This is a genomic window from Prosthecobacter sp., from assembly GCF_044236155.1.
Taxonomy (GTDB): domain Bacteria; phylum Verrucomicrobiota; class Verrucomicrobiia; order Verrucomicrobiales; family Verrucomicrobiaceae; genus Prosthecobacter.
Map to the genome: position 1 here is coordinate 161,305 of NZ_JBIIHA010000003.1, position 24,016 is coordinate 185,320.

At 61.7% G+C, this 24,016-nt stretch carries 17 protein-coding genes; 8 read left to right on the forward strand and 9 right to left on the reverse strand.

Annotated elements, in window-relative coordinates; all coding sequences use genetic code 11:
• Positions 1-48: 48 nt before the first annotated feature.
• A complete protein-coding gene (locus tag ACILSE_RS04540; RefSeq protein WP_395716168.1) occupies positions 49-3,054 on the forward strand; it encodes a PSD1 and planctomycete cytochrome C domain-containing protein in 3,006 nt (1,001 codons plus the stop codon).
• Here ACILSE_RS04540 and ACILSE_RS04545 read toward each other — a convergent pair whose 3' ends face one another.
• The 6 genes from ACILSE_RS04545 to ACILSE_RS04570 all read right to left on the reverse strand — a co-directional run bounded on the left by ACILSE_RS04545 (position 3,055) and on the right by ACILSE_RS04570 (position 16,607).
• A complete protein-coding gene (locus ACILSE_RS04545) occupies positions 3,055-6,177 on the reverse strand; it encodes a PAS domain S-box protein (protein ID WP_395716169.1) in 3,123 nt (1,040 codons plus the stop codon).
• A gap of 4 nt (positions 6,178-6,181) precedes the next feature.
• Positions 6,182-7,048: an alpha/beta hydrolase gene (locus ACILSE_RS04550; RefSeq protein ID WP_395716170.1), complete on the reverse strand. Its 867-nt coding sequence runs from the start codon at positions 7,046-7,048 to the stop codon at positions 6,182-6,184.
• Positions 7,049-7,070: 22 nt separating this feature from the next.
• Complete coding sequence (locus ACILSE_RS04555) at positions 7,071-8,351, reverse strand: hypothetical protein (RefSeq protein ID WP_395716171.1); 1,281 nt, start codon at positions 8,349-8,351, stop codon at positions 7,071-7,073.
• 33 nt (positions 8,352-8,384) lie between these two features.
• Positions 8,385-14,357, reverse strand: coding sequence for an alpha-2-macroglobulin family protein (locus ACILSE_RS04560; protein WP_395716172.1), 5,973 nt, complete (start codon positions 14,355-14,357; stop codon positions 8,385-8,387).
• A 79-nt stretch (positions 14,358-14,436) separates the two neighbouring features.
• Entirely contained in the window at positions 14,437-15,597 is a 1,161-nt protein-coding gene (locus tag ACILSE_RS04565; protein WP_395716173.1) for a 1-deoxy-D-xylulose-5-phosphate reductoisomerase, read from the reverse strand.
• A 104-nt stretch (positions 15,598-15,701) separates the two neighbouring features.
• Positions 15,702-16,607, reverse strand: a complete 906-nt coding sequence (locus ACILSE_RS04570) for a phosphatidate cytidylyltransferase (protein WP_395716174.1) — start codon at positions 16,605-16,607, stop codon at positions 15,702-15,704.
• A 99-nt stretch (positions 16,608-16,706) separates the two neighbouring features.
• Here ACILSE_RS04570 and ACILSE_RS04575 point away from each other — a divergent pair, with 99 nt between their 5' ends.
• Positions 16,707-17,342 carry a LysM peptidoglycan-binding domain-containing protein gene (locus ACILSE_RS04575; protein ID WP_395716175.1) on the forward strand — a complete coding sequence of 212 codons (636 nt, stop codon included), beginning with the start codon at positions 16,707-16,709 and terminating at the stop codon, positions 17,340-17,342.
• Here ACILSE_RS04575 and ACILSE_RS04580 read toward each other — a convergent pair whose 3' ends face one another.
• The 3 genes from ACILSE_RS04580 to ACILSE_RS04590 form a co-directional block, all read right to left on the reverse strand.
• Complete coding sequence (locus tag ACILSE_RS04580; protein WP_395716176.1) at positions 17,343-18,332, reverse strand: aminoglycoside phosphotransferase family protein; 990 nt, start codon at positions 18,330-18,332, stop codon at positions 17,343-17,345.
• A 110-nt stretch (positions 18,333-18,442) separates the two neighbouring features.
• Entirely contained in the window at positions 18,443-19,363 is a 921-nt protein-coding gene (locus ACILSE_RS04585) for a sugar phosphate nucleotidyltransferase (protein ID WP_395716177.1), read from the reverse strand.
• Between the two features lie 56 nt (positions 19,364-19,419).
• Entirely contained in the window at positions 19,420-20,142 is a 723-nt protein-coding gene (locus tag ACILSE_RS04590; protein ID WP_395716178.1) for a hypothetical protein, read from the reverse strand.
• Between the two features lie 155 nt (positions 20,143-20,297).
• On the opposite strand from ACILSE_RS04590, the gene ACILSE_RS04595 reads away from it, so the two are divergent.
• The 6 genes from ACILSE_RS04595 to ACILSE_RS04620 all read left to right on the forward strand — a co-directional run bounded on the left by ACILSE_RS04595 (position 20,298) and on the right by ACILSE_RS04620 (position 24,013).
• On the forward strand, positions 20,298-20,552 hold the full coding sequence (locus tag ACILSE_RS04595; RefSeq protein ID WP_395716179.1) for a hypothetical protein: 255 nt from the start codon (positions 20,298-20,300) through the stop codon (positions 20,550-20,552).
• A gap of 187 nt (positions 20,553-20,739) precedes the next feature.
• Complete coding sequence (locus ACILSE_RS04600) at positions 20,740-20,898, forward strand: hypothetical protein (RefSeq protein WP_395716180.1); 159 nt, start codon at positions 20,740-20,742, stop codon at positions 20,896-20,898.
• Between the two features lie 166 nt (positions 20,899-21,064).
• Positions 21,065-21,505: an Rrf2 family transcriptional regulator gene (locus ACILSE_RS04605; RefSeq protein WP_395716181.1), complete on the forward strand. Its 441-nt coding sequence runs from the start codon at positions 21,065-21,067 to the stop codon at positions 21,503-21,505.
• The gene (locus ACILSE_RS04610) at positions 21,502-22,818 is read left to right on the forward strand and encodes a hypothetical protein (RefSeq protein WP_395716182.1); all 1,317 of its coding nucleotides are present in this window, start codon (positions 21,502-21,504) and stop codon (positions 22,816-22,818) included. Before ACILSE_RS04605 ends, ACILSE_RS04610 begins: the two co-directional genes overlap by 4 nt.
• 48 nt (positions 22,819-22,866) lie before the next feature.
• A complete protein-coding gene (locus ACILSE_RS04615) occupies positions 22,867-23,244 on the forward strand; it encodes a toxin-antitoxin system YwqK family antitoxin (protein ID WP_395716183.1) in 378 nt (125 codons plus the stop codon).
• Positions 23,245-23,323: 79 nt separating this feature from the next.
• Positions 23,324-24,013, forward strand: a complete 690-nt coding sequence (locus tag ACILSE_RS04620) for a cation:proton antiporter regulatory subunit (protein ID WP_395716184.1) — start codon at positions 23,324-23,326, stop codon at positions 24,011-24,013.
• Positions 24,014-24,016: the final 3 nt, after the last annotated feature.

The window sequence follows — 24,016 nt, forward strand, 5'->3', positions numbered from 1 at the left end:
TGAAGCGCACGAGCGCAACACGAGACGGGCATGCGGCGTTTAACCCGCATGCCCGTTTTGCGTTTCACACACACTCTTCTGCTCGTTGCCAGTCTTCAGGCCGCGCCTGTTGATTTCGCACGCGATGTGCAGCCTCTCTTTGCCGAGCACTGCCTCGAATGCCACGGCCCCGATGACTCGAAAGGCGGACTCGTGCTCACCAGCCGCGAACTTGCCCTCAAGGCGCTGAAAAGCGGCGCGCATGGCATCGTGCCCGGAAAACCGGATCAGAGCGAGATGATCGCCCGCATGGCCTCGGACGATCCTGAGGAGCAGATGCCGCCACCGAAGCATCGTGCGAAACATCCGCTCAAAACACGCGACATCGAAGTCCTCCGCCAATGGATCGCCGAAGGAGCCAAATTCGAGGCGCATTGGGCCTACAAGCCGGTCGTTCGTCCCAAGGGCGGCGGCATAGATGAGTTCATCCGCGCCAAACTGGCCGAGAAAAGCATTTCACCCTCTCCCGAGGCCGATCCCATCACGCTCATCAAACGCGCCACCTATGATCTGCTCGGCCTTCCGCCCACCTTGTCCGACCTCTCCGATGCGTCAGCCTGGTCCGATCAAAAATACGAGGCGCTTCTGAACCGTCTGCTGGCCTCCGAGCGCTTCGGCGAGCGCTGGGGCCGTCACTGGCTCGACATGGCACGTTACGCCGACAGCGACGGCTATGAAAAAGACCGCCCGCGTCCAGACGCGTGGCGTTTTCGCGACTGGGTCATCCGCGCCATCAATGACGACATGCCGTTTGATCAGTTCACCGTCGAGCAGCTCGCGGGCGATCTTATTCCCGACGCAACGCCCGAGCAGATCGTCGCCACCGCGTTCAACCGTCAAACGCTCACCAATACCGAAGGCGGCACCGATCAGGAGCAGTTCCGCATCGAGGCATGCATGGACCGCACGGAAACACTCGGCACCGTCTGGCTCGGCCTCACGGTCGGCTGCGCGCGCTGCCACACGCACAAATACGATCAGATCACGCAGAAGGAATACTACCAGCTCTTCGCCTACTTCAATAACGGCGACGAAGTAAACCGCCAGGTGCCGAGCTCACCCGAGGCATGGGCCGATTACGAGAAAAAGAACGGCGATGCGGTGAAGAAGCTCATCCCGTTGCGCAAAGCCCTCGACGCCGCGAAAGCGGAGCTGCCCGTGAAGCTGCCGGAGTGGGAAAAAGCGGTCAAAGAACGCCTCGCCAAGGCCGCCGCGGCCAAAGCGGTGCAGAAGTTCGAAACGCTGCCCGTCGTTGAGATGAAGGCAAAGGCCGCGAAGCTCAAGAAACAAACCGACGGCTCGCTTTTGGCCGAAAACAAGGCACCGAAGACCGACAGCTACACCTTGAGCATCCGCGGCCATGCCAAGCCGATCAGCGCCCTGCAAATCGAAGTGCTTCCCGACCCGTCGCTGCCATCCCAAGGCCCGGGTTTCAACAAGAACGGCAACTTCGTACTCACGAAGCTCTCCGCCACCTTGGAGCAAAACAAGACCCGGCGTGAACTCACCCTGCATTCAGCCAAGGCTGACTTCGAGCAGAAGACCTTCACCGCGGACAAGGTGCTCGACGCGGATGATCAAACCGGCTGGGCCATCTCCGGCGGCACAGGAAAAAAGCACACGCTCACCCTTCAACTCGCCGAGCCCGTCACCCTGAAACCCGAAGAGACGCTCGTGGTCGAGCTGGAGCAAAACTACAAGCAGCTCGGGCATACCATCGGGCATCTGCGCCTGCTCGCCGCCAGCGAGGAAACCGAGGACAGCATCGCTCCGCCTGAAGTGCGCAAGATTCTCAGCGAAGAGCCGAAGCGCAGGAATCTGGTCGTGATCATGCCGCTTTGGGCCTGGATGGAGAAAGTCGATCCCGAAGTCGTCGCAGCGGATCATGCCTTGCGTGAGGCGGAGGCAAAACTGCCCAAACCGCCGCTCATGGACGTGCGTGTCATCGGTCAGCGCGTGAACAACCCGCGCAAAACCAACTTGCTGTACCGTGGCGACTTCCTCCAGCCTGCGGACGAGGTCACTCCCGCCGCTCTCTCGACCTTGCCACCGCTCAAAGGCACCTCGCGACTCGATCTGGCGAAATGGCTCGTCAGTAAAAACAATCCGCTCACACCCCGCGTCACCGTGAATCACATCTGGGCCCGTTTGTTCGGCGAGGGTCTCGTTCGCACCGTCGCCGATTTCGGCGTGCGCGGCGAGCCGCCCACTCATCCCGAGCTTCTCGACTGGCTGGCCGATGAATTCATGAAGCAGGGCTGGAGCCGGAAGAAAATCCTCAAGACCATCATGATGTCGGCCACTTATCGTCAGAGCAGCGCGATTCCTGCCAATCTCCCGCCCAAGGTGATGGAACTCGATCCCAAGAACTCGCTGCTGTGGCGTCAAAACCGCCTCCGCGTCGATGGCGAGATCGTGCGCGATCTGTACCTCGCCGCCGGCGGCCTGCTTTCCGCGAAAGTCGGCGGTCCCAGTGTCTTCCCGCCGATTCCCGAGGGCATCGACGCGCTGAGCTACGCCGGCAATTTCAAGTGGACCACCAGCAAGGACGAGGACCGCTACCGCCGCGGCATGTACACCTTCTTCAAACGCACTGCCCCGCATCCCGACCTCACCACGTTTGACTGCCCTGACGCCAACACGACCAACGTGAAGCGCACCGTGTCGAACACGCCGCTGCAAGCCCTGACCACGCTGAACGCGGAAGCCTTCGCCGAAGCCGCGCAGGCGCTCGCGAAACGCGTATTGACCGATGACTCGCTCAAAGATGACGACACACGGCTCACCCAGGCGTTCCGCCTCTGCGTTTCGCGTCCACCATCGCCGCAGGAACTCGCCGCAATGAAAAAGCTGCTCGAAGAATCTCGCTACACCTACAAAAACGGTCCCACAGAAGAGGCGAAGGCAGCCTTCGGCAGTCATGCGGCCACAAACATGCCAGCGGTCGAAAATGCCGCCTGGGTGGCGACGGCGCGCATCATCCTGAACCTGGACGAGTTGATCACGCGGGAGTGATCACGTCTTGCGCTTCTTGGTTCCGCCTTTCTTCACAGCCCGCGTCTTTTTGGCTTCGCATTTCCGCTCACATTCAAAGCGGCAGGTCACCACCACGCCTCGCCGCCCTTTGTTTTCCACCTTGAGCCTGCCGCCGATGAGATTGGCCCGGTAGGCCATCACACGCATGCCGATGCCGTCCCCCTTCCCTTTCCTGTTCTTCTTCAAGCCGGAGCCGTCGTCTTCCACACAAAGCTCGCATTCACCATCACCGGCCTTTCTGAGGGAAATACGGACATGCGCCGGCTTGCCGTGCCGGAGCGCGTTGTTCACCGCCTCTTGAGCGATGCGGAAGAGGTGCGCCTCCTTGTCCTCGCTGCCGATGCAGACGCCGGGCTCCAGCTCGAAGACGCATGGCGTGCGAAAGTTCGTGCGCACCGTCTCGGCCAGCAAATTCAGAGCGCCGTCGAGGCCGCGGTACTTCACGCTTGTCGGCGAAAGGCCATGGGACATGCGCCGCACCTCGGCGACGGATTCCGTCATCAACTGGTAAATGCGCCGCGCATGCTCCCTGGCCTCGCCCTGAAGCTCCGACTCAAGCGCCTCCATCATGATGAGGATGCCGGTCATTGACTGCCCTACGCCATCGTGAAGGTCATGCCCGACACGCGCCTGCTCCTGCTCGATGACGCGCAGCACCTCGCGCTGCAGCCGGTTGCGCTCCGTCACATCCGTGCAGGTGATGATGATGCGATCCGGTGAGCCATCCGGTTTGCGGGTGGAGGTGCTGCGGATCTCCACGCTGCGCCACTGGCCGTCCTTGGTGCGCAGGCGGATGTCGGCGGTCGGGTTGTCCTCGCCCCGGAGAAGTCGCTGAAAACGCTGCTTGGAGCGCTCAATCTCCACTTTCTCCATGAGGCCGGCCTCCCACGCGGTTTTGCCGATGATCTCGTTCACATCATAGCCCATGGTGCTGAAGAAGGCCGCGTTCGCATGCACGAAGCGCCCTTCGGTGTCCATCACCACGATGAACGCCGACGTGTGGTTCACCAGGGCTTGGTTGTAGGCCAGTTCGCGCCGGTAATTGAACTCCGCCTGCTTGCGCTCAGTGATGTCCTTGACCACGGCGATGTGCCGCAGCGGCGGTTCACCGGGCCGCCACATGGGCGCGACACTGAGGTTGATCCAAGTGATCGAACCATCGGGCGCCACATTACGCTTCTCCATTTGGAATCTGCTGATCTTTCCCGCCTTCATCTTCTCCATCTGGTCCAGATCATCCTTGAGATCGTCCGGGTGAGTCACGTCCATAAAGGTCAGACGAAGCATTTCCTCGCGTGTGCGATGATTGATCTCGCACATACGCTGGTTCACCTCGAGGTAACGACCGGTGGACGTCTCGATCACCGCGATGCCCACGGCCGCCAGTTCAAAGACGGCGCGGAAGCGTTGCTCGCTCTCCTCCAGCGCCTGCTCGGCCAGTTTGCGCGCTTCAATGTCCGAAATGGTTCCGGTCATGCGCACCGCCTCGCCGTTCTCGTCCCATTCCGCCTGGCCTCGGGCGAGAAACCACCTGTAGTCCCCGCTCTTCGTCATCAGGCGGAGCTCCACTTGGTAAGGAACGCGCTTTTCAAAATGCTCCTGCCGCATCGCGCGGACCCTCGGCACATCATCGGGATGCAAGCGGGACAGAAAGGCGCTTTCACGGCTGTTGGGCAGCTCGTTCTCGACAAACCCGAGCATCTGCTTCCATCGAGGGGAGAGATAAACGTCCCCTGTGACGATGTTCCAGTCCCACAGGCCGTCCGTGGTGCCGCGCAGGGCGCGTGCGTAGCGCTCCTCGCTGATGAGCAGGGCATGCTCCTTCCACTCACGCTCAATCGCAAGCGCGGCCAGGTTCGCGGCGCTGGCCACTCGCCGGACCTCCTGCTGCTGCGGTTCGTGTTTGAGGGAGTGGTAGCAGGCCAGCGTGCCGAGCACTTTTCCGGCGCTGCTGATGATGGGTTCCGACCAGCAGGCGCGCAGGCCAGCCTTCAGCGCCACTTTGTAAAAAGGCTCCATCCGCGCATCCGCCAGCATGTCGGGGCAGATCACACGTATTCCGGAATACGCCGCCGACCCGCAGCAGGCGGAATCCGGTGAGACGCGCATCCCGTCGATCGCCTGCCGGACATATTCCGGCAGTCCCGGCGCGCTCTTCAGTCGCAGATGTTCGCCAGAGGCATCCACGAGCATCACACAGCATCGCATGCCTGGGTGGGATGCTTCCACGTTGCGTGCGATCGCCTCCAGCACCGCGCTGGCGGGTGCGCCTTCGGCGATCAGCTTCAAGCTGTGCGCCTCCCGTTCCTCGGCCGCCTTGCGCTTCGTGATGTCCACATGAGTGCCTGTCATGCGCAAAGGCATGCCGGTCGCGTTTCTCTCGATCACCTTTCCGCGGCTGCGCACCCATTTCCAACTGCCATCCTTGCAACGCATGCGGAACTCGACCGTGTAGTCCTTCTCCCGTCCCTTGAGATAGTTTTCGATGACATTCTCGGCGATCTTGATGTCGTCTGGATGCAGCAAGCTCCTCCAGGACTCGAAGCTATTGGCCACCTCGTGCTCATCATAGCCGAGCATCGACTTCCATTGCCGCGAGAAGAACGTCTGGTTCGTCACCAGATCCCAGTCCCACATGCCGAAGCCCGAGCTTTCCAGTGCGAACCGCCAGCGTTGCTGGCTTTCCTTGAGCTTCTGCTCAGCCTGCACGCGCTCGGTGATGTCACGCGCCACCGCCTGCATCTCGACCAGACGGCCCGTTTCATCAAACATACCGCGGCTCACACACTGCATCCAGCGCACCTGCCCTTGGCCGTCGTAAACACGGTTCTCGATCATCACCACCGGGTTCTGAGGAGTGATCATGCCGAGTTTCTCCTCGATCATCGGCAGATCCTCTGCCACGGGGATGGGCTGCCAGCGCGTGCCCAGAAGCTCATCCTCGGTCTTGCCGAAAAATCGGCAGAACACCTCGTTCACAAACGTGAACGTGCCGTCCAGCCGGAAACGGCAGACGGTTTCCGTCAAATCCCCCACCACCATGCGATGGCGGTCCTGCGCAGAAATGGAAGTCGCGGCAGAAGAGGATGTGCTTACGCTCATGGCTTCAAGGAATATAGCTCATCGACTTCATCCACTCCGCCACGCGGTTCGGCCAGTCGTTCACCGGGCCTCCGCTCTGGCGCATGCCAAAGCCGTGACCACCTTTGGCGTAAATGTGCAGCTCGCAGGGGATGTTGAGTTTCTTGTATTCTAGGTAGAGCAAGGCGCTGGCAGTCGCTGGCCATGGATCGTCACCCGCGTGGATCAGACACATCGGCGGCGACTTGGCCGTCACCTCGTAGCCAGGGAGCAGCTTCCCTGGCTCTTCTTTGCTCACGAGGTAAGCCGGATAAACAGGGATCGCGAAGTTCGGCGTCGCGTCATCCACGTCCAGCGCCGGATCAGTCGTGTAGGTGCGCTTATTCGCATGCAGCGTCGTCATCACCGTGAGATGACCGCCTGCCGAGAAGCCGAGGATGCCGATGCGGTCAGGCTTCAGGCCCCATTCCGCGGCGCGATGACGGATGATGCCCATCGCGCGTTGCGCGTCCTGCAAGGCCTCACGACCAGGATCCTTCGGATCGCGTTTTGGCACGCGGTATTTGAGCAAGATGCCCGTCACGCCGTGCTTCGTGAGGAAGTCACACACCTGCGAGCCTTCATGCTCATACGCCAGGATGCCGTAACCACCGCCAGGACACACCAGCACGGCCGTGCCATTTGGTTTTTCCGGTTTGAACACCGTGATCATCGGATCGGTGACGTTCGTGATACGCATCACGTCATCCGCGTTCTTTTTCGGTATTTCCTTCTCCGCCTCGATCTTCACGCCGGGCTTCTCCGGCGCACCCCCGGGCCAGAGCTTCACGACAATCGGTTCAGCGGCGAAAACGGAGGTCGAAACGAACAGAAGAGCGGGAAAGAGCTTCATGGTGTCGCCATTGGAGCGGAAATCACCGCGCAACGCAAGGCAGCATCATCGCGTCCCGCATGCCGTGGAGGATTTTTTTGTCCGCCGGGCACACCGTGGCCAGCACACCGCCGAGCGCCGGATCATCGTCCTGCTCCGATGTGGCAAAGTAATACGGGCAAAGCCGCACACGGCTCTGCATCGCCCGCGTGGCCTGCTGCTCCTCGTTCCAGGCCGGATGCGTGACGACCTTCGCACGATGAAACTCCTGCAAGACGAATGGATTCGTCGGAAAACTTGCCAGCGCCTCGTCAATCGCCGCGCCCCACTGCTCCTGTGACAAATCGTGACCGATGAACACGCCGCGAGAGCCCCAGCCGCGCTCCGAGAAGCCGCTGATCTTCAAAACGAGCTGCCGCTGCTTCCCGCCGAACGATTTCATCTCGTGCCAGCTCTGGATGTCGAGCTTTGGCCAGACCGCGAACGGCGGCAGCGGCACCGGATCGACCACCCAGCCCATCGGGATGCACCTTTTCAAAAGTGCCAAGTGCTCAGGGCTCAGGGCTGAGTTCCAGAAGTCTTCCAGCGCCGGCGACCAGAACAAAGCAAGCCAAAGCTTCTCTTCGAGGAAGGCTTTGATCGGCGGCGTGAAGCTCAATTCGCCGCGCTCGGCCATGCGCAGCATCACATCCGCGTTTTCGACGTTCGCGAGGTCAAACAGCTCGAAGAAGCGGTAAATCGCCGTGCCATTCATCTCAAATGGCTGCACCTCCCATGGCCGCAGCACACGGCGGCCCAATCGCTCCGCCAGCCAGCTCATCTCCGGCACATAGTCGCCTGATTCACGAGAGATCAGGATGTCCTCGCTCGGAAACGCCGCCGCAAAGCCGTCGATCATGCCCGTCCCTCCACCAATCACGTTTTGATCGAGGCCCGCATACGTTTCATTCAACCACGCCGTCAAACCGATGCCGCCCGGCAGCGAATCCAGCTCCGAAATGCTCACACCGGTTTCCGTCAGCACCAAATCCGGCCGCAGCACACGCGGCAGGTCTTCATGCCAGCGCGGATTTCGCCCGAGCTCGATCACCCGCTGCGGCTTGCCCTGATCCAGCAGCTTTGCCACCCACGGATGCGCTTCATCAAAGTACAACCGATTGCACGCCCGCTGAAACGCCCGCAACGCCGGTCCGAGCGAACGAATCAACTCCACCGTCGCCGCATCCAGCGCAAACGCCTCCGGCGACAGCACCCACTCCTTGTCCTGGAAGAAACCCTGCTCAGGAAATGAGGCGCGGATGCGGGAGATGGCGGATGCGGGCATTGAGTGCAAAGACGGCGGGCAGGAGTGCCCGCTTCACTTCACTTCCGCAACCTTCGTGTTGCCCGAAGGCAGGGTGCGAATGCGCTGCGTGGGGCTGAGGCCGTATTTGTCGGGTTGATACATCGCTTCGATGCGGGCGGGCGGGGCAGTAGTGTCGCCTTCGGCGATGACGCGGGCGAGGTATTGCAGGGTGAACTTGCCCTTCGCGGGAGCGTAGTCGGTGAAGAACAGAGCGCGGTCCGTGCGGATTTCGCGGTGGTCGCAGAACCAGGGCTGCGTGCCGTCGGGCAGTTGGTCGGAGTCGCGCTCGCTCTGGGTGCCGAACTCGGGATTGATGGCTTCAAAAACGGCGGGCAGGGAGTCGTCGATGGCGAGGTAGCGGTCGCCACCGCCGATTTCGATCTTCAGCGTGACGACGACCATGTCGCCAACGCGGAGGTCGTCGGTGCCGGTGGTGGAGCCGTCCATGTTCAGCTCCTCGTAGCTGCGCTCGATGGCGTAGGCTTTGTTCTCTCCGGCGAAGTCACGCTGCGGCGGGAAGCTGCGGGCCTCCACGCGTGCAAAGGCCTCACGTCCGGCAGGAAGGGCAAGACTGAGCGGCGCGGCGCTGAGCGTTTGATTGAGCGCGAAGCTCACTTTCGCGCTGGAGAAGCCTGCGGCGAGGTTCAGCGGCTGGTTTTGGGCGTCCCAATGCGCGTTCGCGGTGAGCGGTTCGCCCGTTTTCTTCAAGCTGCGCTCATACGCGGACAAAGCGGTGAGCGTCCAGGCATTGGTGAAGGTGTTGCCCCACTCACCACGGCCGTTGCGTGATTGCAGGATGGAAACGGCGAGTTTTTCAGCATCCTCGGTCAAACCGAGGTGCGTGTAGGCGATCAAGCGCAGCGCCTTGTTCGCGCCATTGCCGGCCCAGTGGCTCCAAATCACGGGAGCAGAAGCTGGAGTGGTCGTTTTGGCTTTCGCGTCGGTCTTGGGCTTCGATTTGGCCACCTTGCCTTTTCCTTCTGGTTTCGGCGGGGCGGGAGGTGCGGGCGGTTTCCAGCCGAGGGTGTCCTTGATCTGCTGATCGGGTGTGTTGCTGAGGCACATCGAGAGCGCGAGGTAGAGGCGTGCGGTTTCAGGCAGCTTGTCGCGGCGGCCAAAGAGCAGGTTTTGATACGCAGGCTCGGGTTTGCCGGCCTTTGCGAGCGTGTAGAGCGCCAGGGCGGAGTCGGTGAGGTTATAGAAGTCCTTCTCCTCATCGAGGCCGCGCAGTTTCTTCGAGAGGAACTCGACGAGCTTGTTGATCGCGTCCGCCGGAACGTCCGCGCCTTGATCGCGCGCGCGCAGCAGGAGCAGGCCGCCGTAGGCGCTGCCCCAGAGGCTGGATTCTTGTCCGCCAGGCCAGTAGGCGAGTCCGCCTTCATCCGTGGTCATTTGCAGCAGCTTGTTCACGCCGGCTTGGATGACCTGCTTGGCCTTGCCGCCGCCGAGTTGATCCGGGAACAGCGTTTCGTATTTGCCGAGCGCGAGCCAGGGCATCGTGGCCGAGGTCGTCTGCTCCACGCAGCCATACGGATAATTGAGCACATAATCGAGCGCGTCGCGGGCTTCATAGAGACGGCTGTTGCTGATGCCGAGTGAAAGTTCGCCCTCGCCTTCGAGCAGCGCGGGATTCACGTCCTTGATGAGGTTTTCGACCGGTTCCTCGGCCTTGAGCCGTGTGTAAGCCACATGGCGAAGCTCCGGCACGGGGTGATTCACATCAAAAGTCGATTCCGTGCCGTCGCTGGCCTGCACCGGCCAGTTCACGGCCTTCGCGGTCCATTTCCACTTCGCGGTGCCGAGCTGCACAAACTGCACGGGGAAGGCGGTGGCGGCGGTTTCACCCGCTTTGATCTGCAAGATCACTTTCTGCTGCTTCGCGGTGCCTCGATCGGCCGCATTGAGCGATGCGGGGATGAAATCGCGCTTCTCGGCGATGAAGGTCGCGGTGCTGTCGAGATCGAGAGTGACCTCGACGGAGCCGGAATGCGGCGTGGTGTTGTGAACGACGGCTTTGACTAGGAATTCGTCGCCCAGACGGGCAAAGCGCGGCACGGCGGGCTCGATCATGAGCGGCTTGTTGATTTTGAAGGCGGACTCGCCCTTGCCGAAACGATCCACGCCATGCGCGGCCACGGCCATGATGCGATAGCGCGTGAGATTGTCCGGCGCGTTGACGCTGGCGGTAAGTTTGCCCTGCGCGTCCGTCATCCCCGACGCCAGCCACAGCGGCGTGGCGATGAAGTTTTTTCGCACATCGATTTTTCCACCCATCGAAGCCTCAGCATCACCACCGCCGACGACGAAGCCCTTGTTGCCGCGATCACGCGCGGCGAGCTCTTCGGAGAGCAGGCTGTCGAAGGAGGTGAAGCTGTCGATGGCGAGCGGGAACTCGGCGTGGAAAAACGCGGAGGGGTCTGGCGTCTCGTGCTTCATGAGGCTGAGCACGCCCTCATCGACGGCGTAGAGCGTCACATCCGCACCGGAAACGGGGGCGCCCTTCGCATCGGTGATCGTGGTGGTGATGCTCACAGCCTCGGCGGGGCGGACTTCCTCCCGGTCCGGCTTCACGGCGAGCTTCAGATCCTTCGCATCGGATTCGACGGTCAAAGAACAGTAACCGACGCGATACTCCGGCATCTTGTGCTGCTTCGTGCTAGCGGCGGAGCCGCGGATGACGATGACCGAGACGTAGGCGTTCGGGAATTCATCCTCGCCCAACGGAACGCGAATGATCGGATTGTCCGGCGAGATTTCGGTGACGAACTGGCGGTGGATCTTGTTGCGCTCTAGGGTGACGAGCGCGGTGCCCGCGATTGGCGTCTTGACCACGATCACGGCGTCCTCGCCGGGTTTGAGCTTTGTCTTCTCAGGCTGAAGGTTCATACGGTTGCCATCCTCCATCGCCCACGGGAATTCACCGCCGCCGACCGCGTAGAAGGGCATGCGGGAGAGAACTTTCGTTCCTTTGGCGTCGATGGCCTCAGCGGTGAGGAAATAAACGCCGCCACGTGTCGGCGTGAAGGCGAGTGCGGCCGAAGGAGCGGATTTCGCGGTCACGGGCTTGAGATCGACGCTCTGCTTCAATTCCTCACGCAGCACGACCTGGTCCTTCGTCGTCGTGCCGCCGCCAGCGGTGGCGATTTTCAGCGTGTGATACTCCTGGCGCTCGACTTTGAGCTCGACGCGCACATTTCCAGCGGCCGGTGCACCTTTGGAATCAATCGCGACAACCTCCAGGTTCATCGGCTTCCCTGCGGTCGCAAAATACTGCGGGCCACGGAGCCCTAGCAGGTAATCCGCGCCCGGCACCTCGAACTCGACGGCGGAGCTGATGGTCTGCTCGTTAATGTCGGTCACTTCCGCGTTCACGCGCACCATTTGCGGCAACGCAGCGCGGTCCGGCGGCGGGCGCGGCATTTCGAGCGTAGCGGTGCCGTCCTCGCCGAGGAAAAGATCGCCGTTCACGAACCACTCGTCCTCGTTTTCCTCCTGCTCGCCGTAAATGTAGTCGCCGTCGGAATCACGATCCTGCGCGTAGTGGGACCACGCGGGCGCCTCGCCGAAGTGATAGTCGCGGAAGGCCTCCGGCGGCATGAAATCGCGGCGTGAGTTCGCGCTCCACGAGACATCGGCCACGGAGAGGGCCTTGCCCATGAGGTAGTTCGCGCTGAGTGGCAGATGGATGCGGTCGGCCTGAAACTTGAGAGCCTTCGCATCGAGCTTCACCTCAAAGGTGTTCGACTTGTAGTCGTCGATGCGGAAGCTCATGTGGCCGCCGTCGCTGCTCTGGCTGTTCGCGTTGGGCGATTTGAGATTCAGCGAGACATTGTACCAGCCCGCAGGGCCGGTGGGCAGCGCGATGTCATCCGCCCAGGCACCGGAAGCTGTGAAGGTGACCGGCTTGTCGATGACGACGCGGTAACGCGGATCGCGGATGACGAGGCGACCTTCGGCGGGCGCTTGATCGAGGCTCAAATCATCACCCGTCAGCAGGCGTGTGTGGGCCTTGAAGTGCGCAGTCTCACCGGGCTTGTAAAGCGAGCGGTCCGTGAAGACAAAGGTGCGGCGCTGCGGCTGCCAGACGCTTTCATAGGACTGGTTGATCTCATATGGAACGCCGATCCCGCTTTCGTTGACCTCGATCACGGCGCAGTCGCCCGCCTTCTCCGCGAGCACAAACGAAGGCGAGGTTCCCGGCACGATGGCGATGCCACTGGCGTCGGTGTCGCCGTAACCAGCGAGCTTCAAATCGGAATCTACGAGCGTGAGGCGAACGCCGGGGACGGGCTTGCCGCTTTCGAGAGACGTCACGAAGAAGACAGACTCGCGGCCGTTGCTTTTCTGCATGATGCCGAGGTCGGTGAACTGCACGAGGGACTGGGTGATGACGCCCTTGTCCTTCAATCCGGCAGCGGCGGTGCCTTCGAGCTCGATGAAGAGCGGCGCGGCAGCGAAATCGCCGAGCACCTCGCGCCAGTTGAGCTTCAAAATCTCGCTCTGGTCGAGCGGCTTGTTCACTGGGAAGGTGCGGTCAAAGACCTGCGTGCCTGGATAGGCATCGATGGGCTGCGTCTTGTAGGCGGCCTTTTGTTTCTCATTGCCGTAGTAGGCGGTCTCGTAGGCGCGGTATTGGTCCAGCGCCTTCAGCAGCTCGGGACCGGTGAGACGCTTCGCACGCACGCGCACCTGGCTCACATTCGCGGCGCTGAACTCGTAAGCTCCCGCTCCTTTGGCGAGCTGCGCATTGATGAAGGTCGGGGCGGCGAGGTAGGGAGGATTCGGCACGAAGGTGACCTCGCTCTTGTAGGCGGCCTGCAAGGGCAGGTTGTCGCCGGAGGTGAGCGCCTGCGCCACGGTGACCTCATACTTCTTATTCACCTCGAAAGGCCCGGAGAGACGCAGCGTCCAGCCCTGCACCTCGGCCTTGAGGCCGGTCATGGGGCCTTCGTCCTTGTTCACCACCGCGGCGATCTTCTGGCCGATGGACGCACGCTTCACGGTGATGAAGGGCATGATTTTTTGCACGAACGCCTCGGTCATCTCCTTCGTCATCTCGGTGTCGGAAGGAGGCAGGAGGCGTTTGTTGAAGTCGATGTCGATGTAATAGTCGCTGTCGAAGGGCGTGTGCGCCTCGACCAGCCGAACGGCGAACGGCGTGATCTCGCCGATCTGGATGTCATCGCCGGTGGCCAGCGCGTTGTGGCCGGAGGCGTTCGTGAGCGTCTCGGCGATCTGCAAACGCCAGCCTTTCGCGACCGGCAGCGGCGACTCAGGCTCCACGATGATCGCGCTGAGCCGCGCGGCATCCTCGGCGACGGCGGGTTTCGCTTTCGAGATTTGTTCCGCCCACGTTGGCTGCGGCTCCGCGCTCATGCGGGTGAAATCCTTGCCCGTGGCATGGCGGATCGTCGCCTTCACTGGCGGCGCGTTCTCGGAAGTGAACTGGATGTGCTTCACCGCCTCGGCGGGCGTCACGGCGTCGTTGAACTCGAAGAGAAAACGCGGGCTGCGGTTCTGCGCACCGTCATCAAACCAGCGCGGGTGCTGGTCGATGATGCGGAAGCGTGCGCTCTCGACGGAATCGAGTTTTTCGGCCGAAAGCGGCCTGCCTGTGAGATCGGCCAGACCAGCGCGCAGCTTGAAGTCATAGCTGCTGGCGAACTTCGGGGCCTGTGTGAGGTGAAAATGCCCGCTGCGCGTGCTCGTCCACTCAAATGTGCCCGTCAGCTCCGGGGAGACGATGATCGGCGAGGCGTCCGCCGCTTTGCCGATCTGCTCCTTGGCGACCATCGGCGTCGGAAAGACGACCTCGATGGTCGATTCGGGTGAAAGCTCTGCCGGATTGATGCTGATCGTGGCCTGCAAGGGCGGCGGGGCAGCTTCTTTGGCATTGGCACGGCTTTTGGAGGGAGCCGCTGAGGAAACAGAAACAAAAGCCAGTGTCATGACTGGCAGCAGCGCGAGGCTGAGCGTGGTTTTCATGGTGAACAAGGTTCACCGCGAGAGTAGCACGCCGCCACCGGGAGCGAGGGGATTTTTGGGAAGTTTTTGGAAGCTGGTGTCACGCCGCCGCCTCACGCCTCGCCCACGCATCTGCCTCGATGAGGGCTTCCAGATTCGGATGCGCGACAACCTGATGCGCGTTCATGACGCGCTCCACGGTCTGCCAGATGCCGGGAAAATTGATCTTGCCATTGAGGAAGGCATCGACGGCAACTTCGTTCGCCGCATTGAGCACGGCGGGCAGCGTGCCGCCGACGGTGCCGGCGTGGCGGGCGAGATTGAGCGCGGGGAAATCTTTCACCCGCGGTGCTTCGAAGTGCAAAGCGCCGACCTTGGCGAAGTCGAGCGGCTTGAGGTTGTTCGGGACGCGGTCGGGCCATGTCACGGCATATTGAATCGGGAAGCACATGTCGCTGTGGCTGAGCTGGGCGATGACGCTGTTGTCGGCGAACTCGACCATGCTGTGGACGATGCTTTGCGGATGCACGACGACCTCGATCTTTTCCATCGGCACGTCGAAGAGCCACTTCGCCTCGATCATCTCCAGGCCTTTGTTGAAGAGCGTGGCGCTGTCGATGGTGATCTTGCGACCCATGGTCCAGGTGGGATGCTTCAGTGCCTGCGCGACGGTGACTTGCGGCAGTTGATCGGCTGGCAACGTGCGGAAGGGGCCTCCGCTGGCGGTAAGCAAGATGCGCTGGACGCTGCTGTGCTGGTGGCCTTCGAGGCACTGGAAGATGGCATTGTGCTCGCTGTCCACGGGCAGGATGTTCACGCCCTTGCGTTTCGCGGCCTCGGTGACGGCCTCGCCGGCCATGACAAGAATTTCCTTGCTGGCGACGGCAAGATGCATGCCGCGCTCGATCGCCGCGAGCGCCGGAGCGAGCCCGGCGGTGCCGACGATGGCGACGAGCACCATGTCGGCGTCGGATTCATTGACGAGATCGACGAGCCCCTGCATTCCCGTGTGTAAAACGACATCCGCAGGCAGCAACGCACGCGCCTTGGCCGCCGCGGCGGCATCGGTGAGCGCGACCTGCTTCACACCGGTTTCGCGGACCTGCTCGACGAGCGACTCAACGCTGCTGTTCGCGGCCAAGCCGACAATTTGCATCCGCTCCGGGATGTCGCGGGCGACTTTCAGCGCGCTGGTGCCGATGGAGCCGGTGGAACCGAGGAGGAGGACGCGGCGTTTGGCGATGGAATTGGCTGAGGGCATCAGAATGACTAAATCAAAATGGCGAATGACGAAGCCCAAAGAACGAACCCTGATTTAGACATTGGGAATTGATTCGTCATTCCTCATTCTGGTTTCGTCATCCTTCACCGCGCAATGGCGGACAAGTAAAAATAAAACACCGGCGCGGTGAAAAGCAGGCTGTCCGTGAGATCGAGAATGCCGCCGATGCCGGGGAGCTTGTGGCCGCTGTCCTTGATGGCGACACAACGTTTCAGCACGGATTCCGCGAGGTCCCCGGTCACGGCGGTGGCGCAGAGCACCGGGGCGAGGATCATTCCATGCAGCCAGCCGATGGGGGCGATTTTTTCAGGAATGGCGAGCAGCAGGATGATCGCGGCGACAAAGGAGCCGACAAACGCGCCGACAAAGCCCTCCCACGACTTCGCCGGGCTGATGTGCGGGATCATTTTATGCTTCCCGAGGACCACGCCGAACGCATAGGCGCCCATGTCGCTGAATTTCGTGACCATGATGAGGAAAAGCACGAGGAAGAAGCCGGTAATGCCGATGCCGTCCGGCTGGAAATACATCAGACGAACGATGAAGCCGAAGAAGATGACGGTATAGACGACACCGAAGACCGTGTTGAAGATGCGCTGCAGTGTGAGCGCGCCCTCGAGCTGGTGACGGTAGCAAAGCAGGAATGAGCCGTGCACACTGGCCGTGAGAGCGGCCAGGTCCAGCCACATCGGCGGCTCAGTGTGATGCCTCGTTGTCCACCAGATCACCGACCCCCAGTAGGCCAGGCAGATGATGGAACCGAGGATGTTGAAGGAGCGCGCATGCACATCCACGCGCAAGAGACGATAATATTCCACCGCTCCCGCGACGCCGAAAAAGCCGGTGATGGCGAGCAGCAGGAGGTTGCTCTTCCATTGAAACGCCACCGCGAGCAGCGCCCACAGCATCAGCGTGCTGAACAGACGCGACGCGAAGACACGGCGCTTGCTGGGCGCGATCGGCGGGGCTGCGGCGGCGGGTTCGGACATGCGGCGGGTTGGAGAGCGCCATTTAGAGCGCAGGCGGTGGGATTGGGCAATGCGATTTCGTGTTTGGCTTTCGTTCGTGTCACCGTAACATCCGTCTTCATGGCAGCCTACGTCATCCAGCCCGGCGACACGCCCATGGGCATCGCCCGCAAATTCGGCATGAGCTTCGACCAGTTCAAAGCGGCGAATCCCGGCCTCTGCGACGCGAACAACAACTGCCGCGTGCTCTTTCCCGGCCAGATTTTGCAAGTGATCCCGCCCAACGGCGCTCCGCAGCCCGCGCCGACACCCGCGCAACCCGCCGCCGGCTTCGTGCCACAGGCACCACCGTGGATGGAAGTCGCTCTGCGTGAGCAAGGCGTGGCCGAGTGGAATCCTGGCGACAATCCACGCATCATCGAATACCTCGCCAGCGTGGGTGTGCGTGGCGGTGACGAAACGAGTTGGTGCGCTGCCTTTGTGAACTGGAGCCTGCGAAGAGCCGGCTTCCGCGGCCACGGCACCGGCCTCGCGGGCCAGTGGATCGGCTTCGGCCGCGCTGTGGCGCCGACCTACGGCTGCATCGTCGTCACCCAGCCGCTATCCGCCGGTGCCAGCGGCCATGTGGGCTTCCTGCACGCGATGGACCAGAAGAACGTCTGGCTCCTCAGCGGCAACAGCGCCAACCGCGTCCGCATCTCCGCCTACTCCCGCGGCAAGCTGGCAGCGGGGCAGTGTTTTCGCTGGCCGGTGTGATCAAAAGCCGCCTTCGAAGAACGCCCGCAGGGGGTCCAGATCCGGGGATGCGCGGCAAACCTCGGTCAAATTCAAGACAGCGGCGGGAATGTGCTGCTGGTAGTGCGGCTTGCCGAGGTTGCGGCTGAGATTCGCATACGCGCCAAGCGCCTGCATGAGGCGCTGCGCGGCGCAAAGGTGGAAGACCTCGTGTAGTTCATCCCGGTCGAGCGCGCGATGCACAGCGTAGTAGCGCAGCAGTTCGTGGCGCTCATCACGCGTGAGAGTCACATAGGGGTCGTAGAGCAGCGAGGCAAGGTCGTACTCGGCGCGGCCGAGGCGTAGCCCTTGATAATCGACCAGCCAGGCATCCTCGCCACGGATGAGCACGTTCTGGCTTTGAAAATCGCGGTGGACGAGGCAGCGCGGCAGTCTGGCGAGGCGGCGGCGGAGCTGTTTGAGCGCCTCGTGCGCGGAGGCGTATTCATCGCGGCCGAATTCACGCCCGAGATGCCCGCCGACGAAGTGATCGAGAAAGTAATTCTGTTCCCACTCGTAGAGCGCCTCGTCGAAGGGCGGCTCCAGCTCTTCGAGATCGGCGTCCGAGAGTGAAACCTCACCGACGGCGTGAAATTTGGCCGCCTCGCGCAAAGTGGCCTCGTAAAGCGGACGGCGCACGGCCCAGGGCTTCTGATCGAAGGACTGCAAATCGACGCGGCCGAGATCCTGCAGCCAAACGCAGAGACGCCGCTCGTCGAAGGCCATCACATGCGGCACATGCGCGCCGATTTTTTCGAGGCGATGGGTGGCAGGCACGAACTTCGGATTGTCCCGGCGGGCGAGCGTGTAAACCATCAGCACCATCGACTCGCGGCCGTCCTGCCAGTTGAGGCGGTAGAAATGGCGGTCAGAGGCCCCCTTGAGGATCACCTCGACCTCGCACGGCGCGTCATTCAGTTCTGGAAACTGCTCGCGGGTGAGAATGAGCAGGGCCTCGTGTTCGGGGGACATTTTCGTCAGTTCAAAGTTTCAGGTTCAAAGTTCCAAGTTGGAAAATCTCAGAGCGACCACGCATTCACACAACTTGAAACCTTAAACTTTAAACTTGAAACCCGGATCACTCAGAAATCGGCATCCTCCACGATTCCCGCGGCCGTGACACCGCTGCGCACGATGCAGCGCTTCAGCACCGCGCCGCGCACGACGCGTCCACCGGGCCAGACGATGGTGTCCTCAAGCTGGGCACCGGACTCGATCACGGCGTCAGCGCCGATGACATTCGTGCCGCGCAGGATGGCACCATCGTCGATTTTGGCCGCCGGATCGAGCGCGGGGCCATACCTGCCGTTGAGCGCTGCATGCGCGGCCAGATAGGCCGTGCGGCTGCCGAGATCCCACCAACTGCCCTCATCAATGACCACCCCGCCGATTTTCGCGCCTTCGCGGATCATGTTGAGGAAGATCGGTATGACGGACTCGACCTTGCCGGGAGTGATCCAGTCATGAATGGCCGGATCGCAGGCGTAGATGCCGGTGAAGAGATATTTCCCATCGTCACCGGTGCCAAGCTTGTTGCGGATGTCGGTGATGCGGCAGGAACGCTGGTCGAACGCGATGTGCAACGACGGTCCATGGCTGCGCAGCGCCAGCGTGACGAGATTGCCGTTCTCTCGATGCTCGGTGATCAACTGCTTGAGCGGCAGGTCGGTCAGGATGTCGCCGTTATAGACGAGAAATGAGTCGTTCCCGAGCAGATCACGCACGTTGGCGATGCCGCCGGCCGTTTCGAGACGCACGGGGCTTTCGTTGCGGAATTGGATTGGCACGTCACGGTAGCTCTGCTGCGGAAACGTCCGCGCATAGGCCTCGGGAATGTGATGCGTGTTCACCACGAGGCGCGAGACGCCTGCCGCGATCAGATGATCGAACGCGTAGGTGATGAGCGGCCGGTGAAACACAGGCACGAGCGGTTTCGGAAGCTGTTCCGTCAGCGGCCGGAGCCGTTCGCCAATGCCTGCGCCCAATACAAATGCCTGATTCACGCGGCGGCCTTTACGCGCTGCCGATGGCGGCGCAAATGGAAGTTCTCCGCCACCGTTCAGGCGGCACGTTTCTTCCGCAGGAAGGTCACCAGCGCCACGATGATTGCCACGGAAGCCAAAGCAGGCAGCGTGTAGCCGCTTCCAGCCGCGGCCTCGCACATCGGGCACATGAGATCACCCGCGGCGGCGGCACCAGCATCAGTCGTGATCGGTGGCGGAGCCTTGCTGCGCGGTGAGAAGGTCTTCAAAGACAGCACATAGCTCGACTCGCCGGGGAAGAGGATTTGGTAGCGTTCCACCTTCTTCCCGAGCGCCGTGTTGTGATAAAGCACGCTCAGCGTTCCCTCGGGCAGCGCCTTGATCGAGTAGCCGGTCGTTCCCGCCGGAATTTTCGTCTTCCAGGTGCCGGTGAGCATCACCGGGTCTTCCGGAGTCTTGAGCGGGGCGTTTTCCATGGTGGTGAACTGCCAGTCGAACTCCGGTTTCACCTCCACGACAGGATCCAGCACCACAGCCACGACGCGCTGGATGTAGTCACGGGCCGTGGCTTTCAGCTTGTCCTTTTGCTCCGGTGGCGTGACACCGAGATCGGCGTTCGTGAGGTACGGGGCCACATTCGGATCCGGCTCGAAGCTGCGGGGGTCGATCTCCACCTGGAGCGTCCAGTCGCCGTTTTGCTCGAAGCTCGCCCTGACCGCCACGTCCGGCAGCGGATGGGCGAGGACCTTTGCAAACGGCCAAAACAGGCTCAGGAAAAGGAAAAGCGCGTTCAATCTCATGTCCAGAGCGTGGCACAGGCGGCGACCGTGTGACGAGCCTTTTTGCATCCCCCCCCAAAAATTTTGATTGTCAGACCCCGGCTCGTTCGTTTTGAATGTGTGCAAATCCGATTTGGGGCAGTTCCCTGCCGGAAAAAGCCAACACTCAATCAAATATGAAATCCATCCTCACCACCCTCGCCGTCATCGGCCTCTCCGCCTCCGCTTTCGCCGGCTGTGGCAAAACCGAAACCACCAGCGGCAAGCTCAAGTCCGTTGACGCCGACTCCAAAGCCATCGTCATCGAAGCCGACGGCAAGGACGTCAAACTCACCCTGACCGCCGCCGTCAAGGATGCTGACAAGCTCGTCGGCAAGAAAGTGACCGCCGTCAGCTCCCACAAGAAAGTGGAGTCCCTGAAGGAAGGCTGATTCATTGCGCGGTGATTGATCTCACCCACGAAGCCCGGAGGCACCACCTCCGGGCTTTTCTATGCCCGAACCGGTCCGCCATGCAATTCGCTGCGGAGAATGCCCGGAATAAAACGTTTCATCCTCGCTCGAATCAACATGCCGGAACCTTCCGGTGACTGATCCTGAACTCCAATAACACACCACCATGAAAGCACTCCTCACCCTCGCGCTCGCCGCCCTTACCCTCAGCAGTTGCACCTCCGACGGTCGCTGCATCTTCGCTGGAAAGAAAAAAGACTGCTGCTCTGCCAGCGCCGCTTGCTGCGAGAAAAAAGCCGCCGATTGCAAGACCTGCAAGCATTGAAGCCCTTCGTCCAGCCAGACGAACGACGAGAACCCGGAGCACGCGCCTCCGGGTTTTTTGCGCCCGGATTGTGCCGATCCTGCCGCTGAATGCGCGGCGCTTGGCGCGAGATGCTTAAAGGTGCACGCGGCGTGCAAGTTTAATCCCCTGCCCTCGTAAAGCGGGCATGCGACTCAGCCTCTTCACCGACTATTCCCTGCGCGTTCTCATGTTCGCCGCGCTCAAGGCCGAGGCTTTTTCTCTCAGTGAAGTCGCCGAGGCCTATGACATCTCGCGCCACCATCTGGTGAAGGTGGTGAACTACCTCGCCAAGCTCGGCTACCTCGAAACCCGTCGCGGCCGTGGTGGCGGCATCGCGCTGGGCATGAAACCGCAGGACATCCGCATCGGCATGGTCGTCCGCCGAACGGAGGATTCGCCCTTCATCGTCGAATGCTTCGACAAGAATCACAACACCTGCGCCATCAACGGCTCCTGCCGCCTCAAAGGCGTGCTCGCCCAGGCCGTGAACGCTTTCTACGAAACGCTCGACCGCCATACACTGTGCGACCTCGTTTCCGGTGTCGATGGAGCACGTTTGAACCGCATTTTGCTTCCCCAGTCATGAATCGTCTCCTGCAAAGAGGCCTGCTCGCCTTCTCGCTCTCCGGCGCCGCCCTGCTGGCCGAAGACGAATACGAAAACGCTCCCATCCGCTACTCGGAAACCGAGCCCAACGACGCCGCGCAGCGCCTCGAACGCCTCATGGCCGCCGGAAAGGTCAAAATCGACCGCACCGACGCCTGGACCGTGCTGCGCGATGTGATGAAGCATTTCGACATCCCGCCAGAGTCACAAACGATGGTCTTCTCGAAGACCAGCAAGCAAAACGACCGCATCAGCCCGCAGACACCACGCGTCGTTTATTTCGGCGACAACGCCTATGTCGGCTACTGCCTCGGCGGCTCCATCGAGGTCTCCACCATCGACCCGAAGCTCGGTCCGATCTTTTATCTGCTCGATCCCGATGAGGCACCGCAGAAGCCGCTGCACTTCCAGCGCGACCAGAGCTGCCTGAGCTGCCACGGCGGCCCATTCACCCCCGAGGTGCCCGGCGTCATTGTGCGCTCCGTCTTTCCCGGCCCGGAAGGCCACCCCATCATGAGCCAGGGCAGCACCGTCGTCGATACCACCACGCCCTTCAGCGACCGCTGGGGCGGCTGGTATGTCACCGGCAGGCACGGCAGCGTCCTGCATCGCGGCAACATCACCGCCACGGAAAAAAACGACCAGACCATCGACATCGACTTCATAACAGGGGCGAACGTCACCAGCCTGGCCCAGTTCTTCGACACCACGCCATACCAGCGCAAAACGAGCGACATCGTCGCCCTCATGGTCCTGGAGCATCAGACCAGCGTGCAAAACGTGCTCACCAAGGCCAACCACACCTCTCTGCGCGCGATGCACATGCAGACCAGCCTTCAAAAAGAGCTTGGGGAACCCGTGAGCAGCGAGCCCACCGGCACCGCACGCCGCATCATCGACCACTGCGCCGAGGACGTCATCGAGGCGCTCCTCTTCAAAGACGAGGCCGCCCTGCCCGAAGGGGGCATCGAGGGCGATCCGGCCTTCCAGACCGCCTTCACCAAACGCGCTCCGCAAAGCAGCGACGGCCGCAGCCTGAAGGACTTCCAACTCCTCAACCGCCTCTTCAAGCACCGCTGCAGCTACATGGTCTATTCACTCACCTTCCAGCACCTCACCGCCCCGCTGAAGCAAACCGTGCTCGCACGCCTCTGGACCGTCCTCGAGGGCAAGGACACCACCGGCAGCTACAATTTCCTCGGCGAAACCGAGCGCGCCCACATCCGCCGCATCCTCGCCGAAACGCTCCCCGGAGCACCGGCGGAGTGGAAGAAGACTCTGGCGAGCAAGTGACCCGGAGCCGCGTGTTGCAATGCGTCTTGTCATCTCCAAGCTGAGAGGATGAACCGACTCCTCCCCCTCCTGCTCTGCGCGCTCTGCCTCTCCTCCTGCGAAAAACAACCTGCCGAAGTCGATTTCGCCGACAAAGAAGTCGAACTGCTCAACGAAGGCAAAGAAGCGAAATACAAAGGCAAGCCCTACACCGGCCTTGTCCGCAACAAGCACTCCAACGGCAAGTCCGCCGGCGAATATCCCTACACCAACGGCAAGATGCACGGCGTGATGAAGGAATGGTGGGAAAACGGCCAGCAGTCCGCCGAAACCAACTTCGACCACGGCCAGCGCCACGGCCTGAACCGCTACTGGGACATGAAGGGCAAGCAAACCAAGGAACAATTCTACGACCACGACAAATCCGTGAGCGAAAAGCACCTCTGACCAGTTCCTTAGCCTGCCCGCAATGCTTCGCATGGCGATGCAGGCGGGTCATTCCTCATTCTGATTTCGTCATTTCACCATGGTCGCCCCCGTCATCGCCCTGCTCGTCATCGCGCTCGTGTCGCTGCTCGCGGTGCGTGTCGGTGCCACGGCGCTGATGATGACCGGCATCAGTTGGGACACCGCCAGCTTCCAGGCCTACTCCGCCTTCTTCGGCGTCGGCTTCACCACCAAGGAAGCCGAGCTCGTCGTGAACCACCCGGTCCGCCGCCGCATCATCCGCGATCTCATTCTCGCCGGCAACGTCGGCCTCACCTCCGCGCTCGCCACGCTCATCGTCACCCTGCTGCAAAGCAGCTCCGGCGGCGACACGATGCTCATGCTTGGCTGGCTCGTCGGCGGGCTGCTGCTCCTGCTGTTTATCTCACGCATGAGCTGGTTTCAAAAAGTGCTCGATCACGTCATCCAGCGCACCTTGGAGCGCACCGGCATGGTCCGCGCGCTCGACTACGAGCTGCTCCTTCGCATCCAGCACGGCTACGTCGTCTCCGAAATCGAAGTCATGCCAGACACCTTCCTCGCCGGCCGCACGCTGAGCGATTCACGCCCCTGGGACCGCGGTGTCGTCATCCTCGCCATCAAACGCGATGGCGAAACGCATCCCGGCATTCCGAGCCGTGATGATTTGATCAAGGCAGGCGATGTCGTCACCGCCTACGGCAAAGAAACGGCCCTCCATGCCATGACGCAGCCGGCGGAGAGGCTCTGAGCG

Coding starts and splice junctions, on each gene's coding strand:
- ACILSE_RS04590 (WP_395716178.1), bottom strand. CDS start 20,142: ATGAGATTGAACGCGCTTTTCCTTTTCCTGAGCCTGTTTTGGCCGTTT.
- ACILSE_RS04615 (WP_395716183.1), top strand. CDS start 22,867: ATGAACCGACTCCTCCCCCTCCTGCTCTGCGCGCTCTGCCTCTCCTCC.
- ACILSE_RS04610 (WP_395716182.1), top strand. CDS start 21,502: ATGAATCGTCTCCTGCAAAGAGGCCTGCTCGCCTTCTCGCTCTCCGGC.
- ACILSE_RS04595 (WP_395716179.1), top strand. CDS start 20,298: ATGAAATCCATCCTCACCACCCTCGCCGTCATCGGCCTCTCCGCCTCC.
- ACILSE_RS04600 (WP_395716180.1), top strand. CDS start 20,740: ATGAAAGCACTCCTCACCCTCGCGCTCGCCGCCCTTACCCTCAGCAGT.
- ACILSE_RS04570 (WP_395716174.1), bottom strand. CDS start 16,607: ATGTCCGAACCCGCCGCCGCAGCCCCGCCGATCGCGCCCAGCAAGCGC.
- ACILSE_RS04580 (WP_395716176.1), bottom strand. CDS start 18,332: ATGTCCCCCGAACACGAGGCCCTGCTCATTCTCACCCGCGAGCAGTTT.
- ACILSE_RS04565 (WP_395716173.1), bottom strand. CDS start 15,597: ATGCCCTCAGCCAATTCCATCGCCAAACGCCGCGTCCTCCTCCTCGGT.
- ACILSE_RS04560 (WP_395716172.1), bottom strand. CDS start 14,357: ATGAAAACCACGCTCAGCCTCGCGCTGCTGCCAGTCATGACACTGGCT.
- ACILSE_RS04540 (WP_395716168.1), top strand. CDS start 49: ATGCCCGTTTTGCGTTTCACACACACTCTTCTGCTCGTTGCCAGTCTT.
- ACILSE_RS04605 (WP_395716181.1), top strand. CDS start 21,065: ATGCGACTCAGCCTCTTCACCGACTATTCCCTGCGCGTTCTCATGTTC.
- ACILSE_RS04555 (WP_395716171.1), bottom strand. CDS start 8,351: ATGCCCGCATCCGCCATCTCCCGCATCCGCGCCTCATTTCCTGAGCAG.
- ACILSE_RS04545 (WP_395716169.1), bottom strand. CDS start 6,177: ATGAGCGTAAGCACATCCTCTTCTGCCGCGACTTCCATTTCTGCGCAG.
- ACILSE_RS04620 (WP_395716184.1), top strand. CDS start 23,324: ATGGTCGCCCCCGTCATCGCCCTGCTCGTCATCGCGCTCGTGTCGCTG.
- ACILSE_RS04550 (WP_395716170.1), bottom strand. CDS start 7,048: ATGAAGCTCTTTCCCGCTCTTCTGTTCGTTTCGACCTCCGTTTTCGCC.
- ACILSE_RS04575 (WP_395716175.1), top strand. CDS start 16,707: ATGGCAGCCTACGTCATCCAGCCCGGCGACACGCCCATGGGCATCGCC.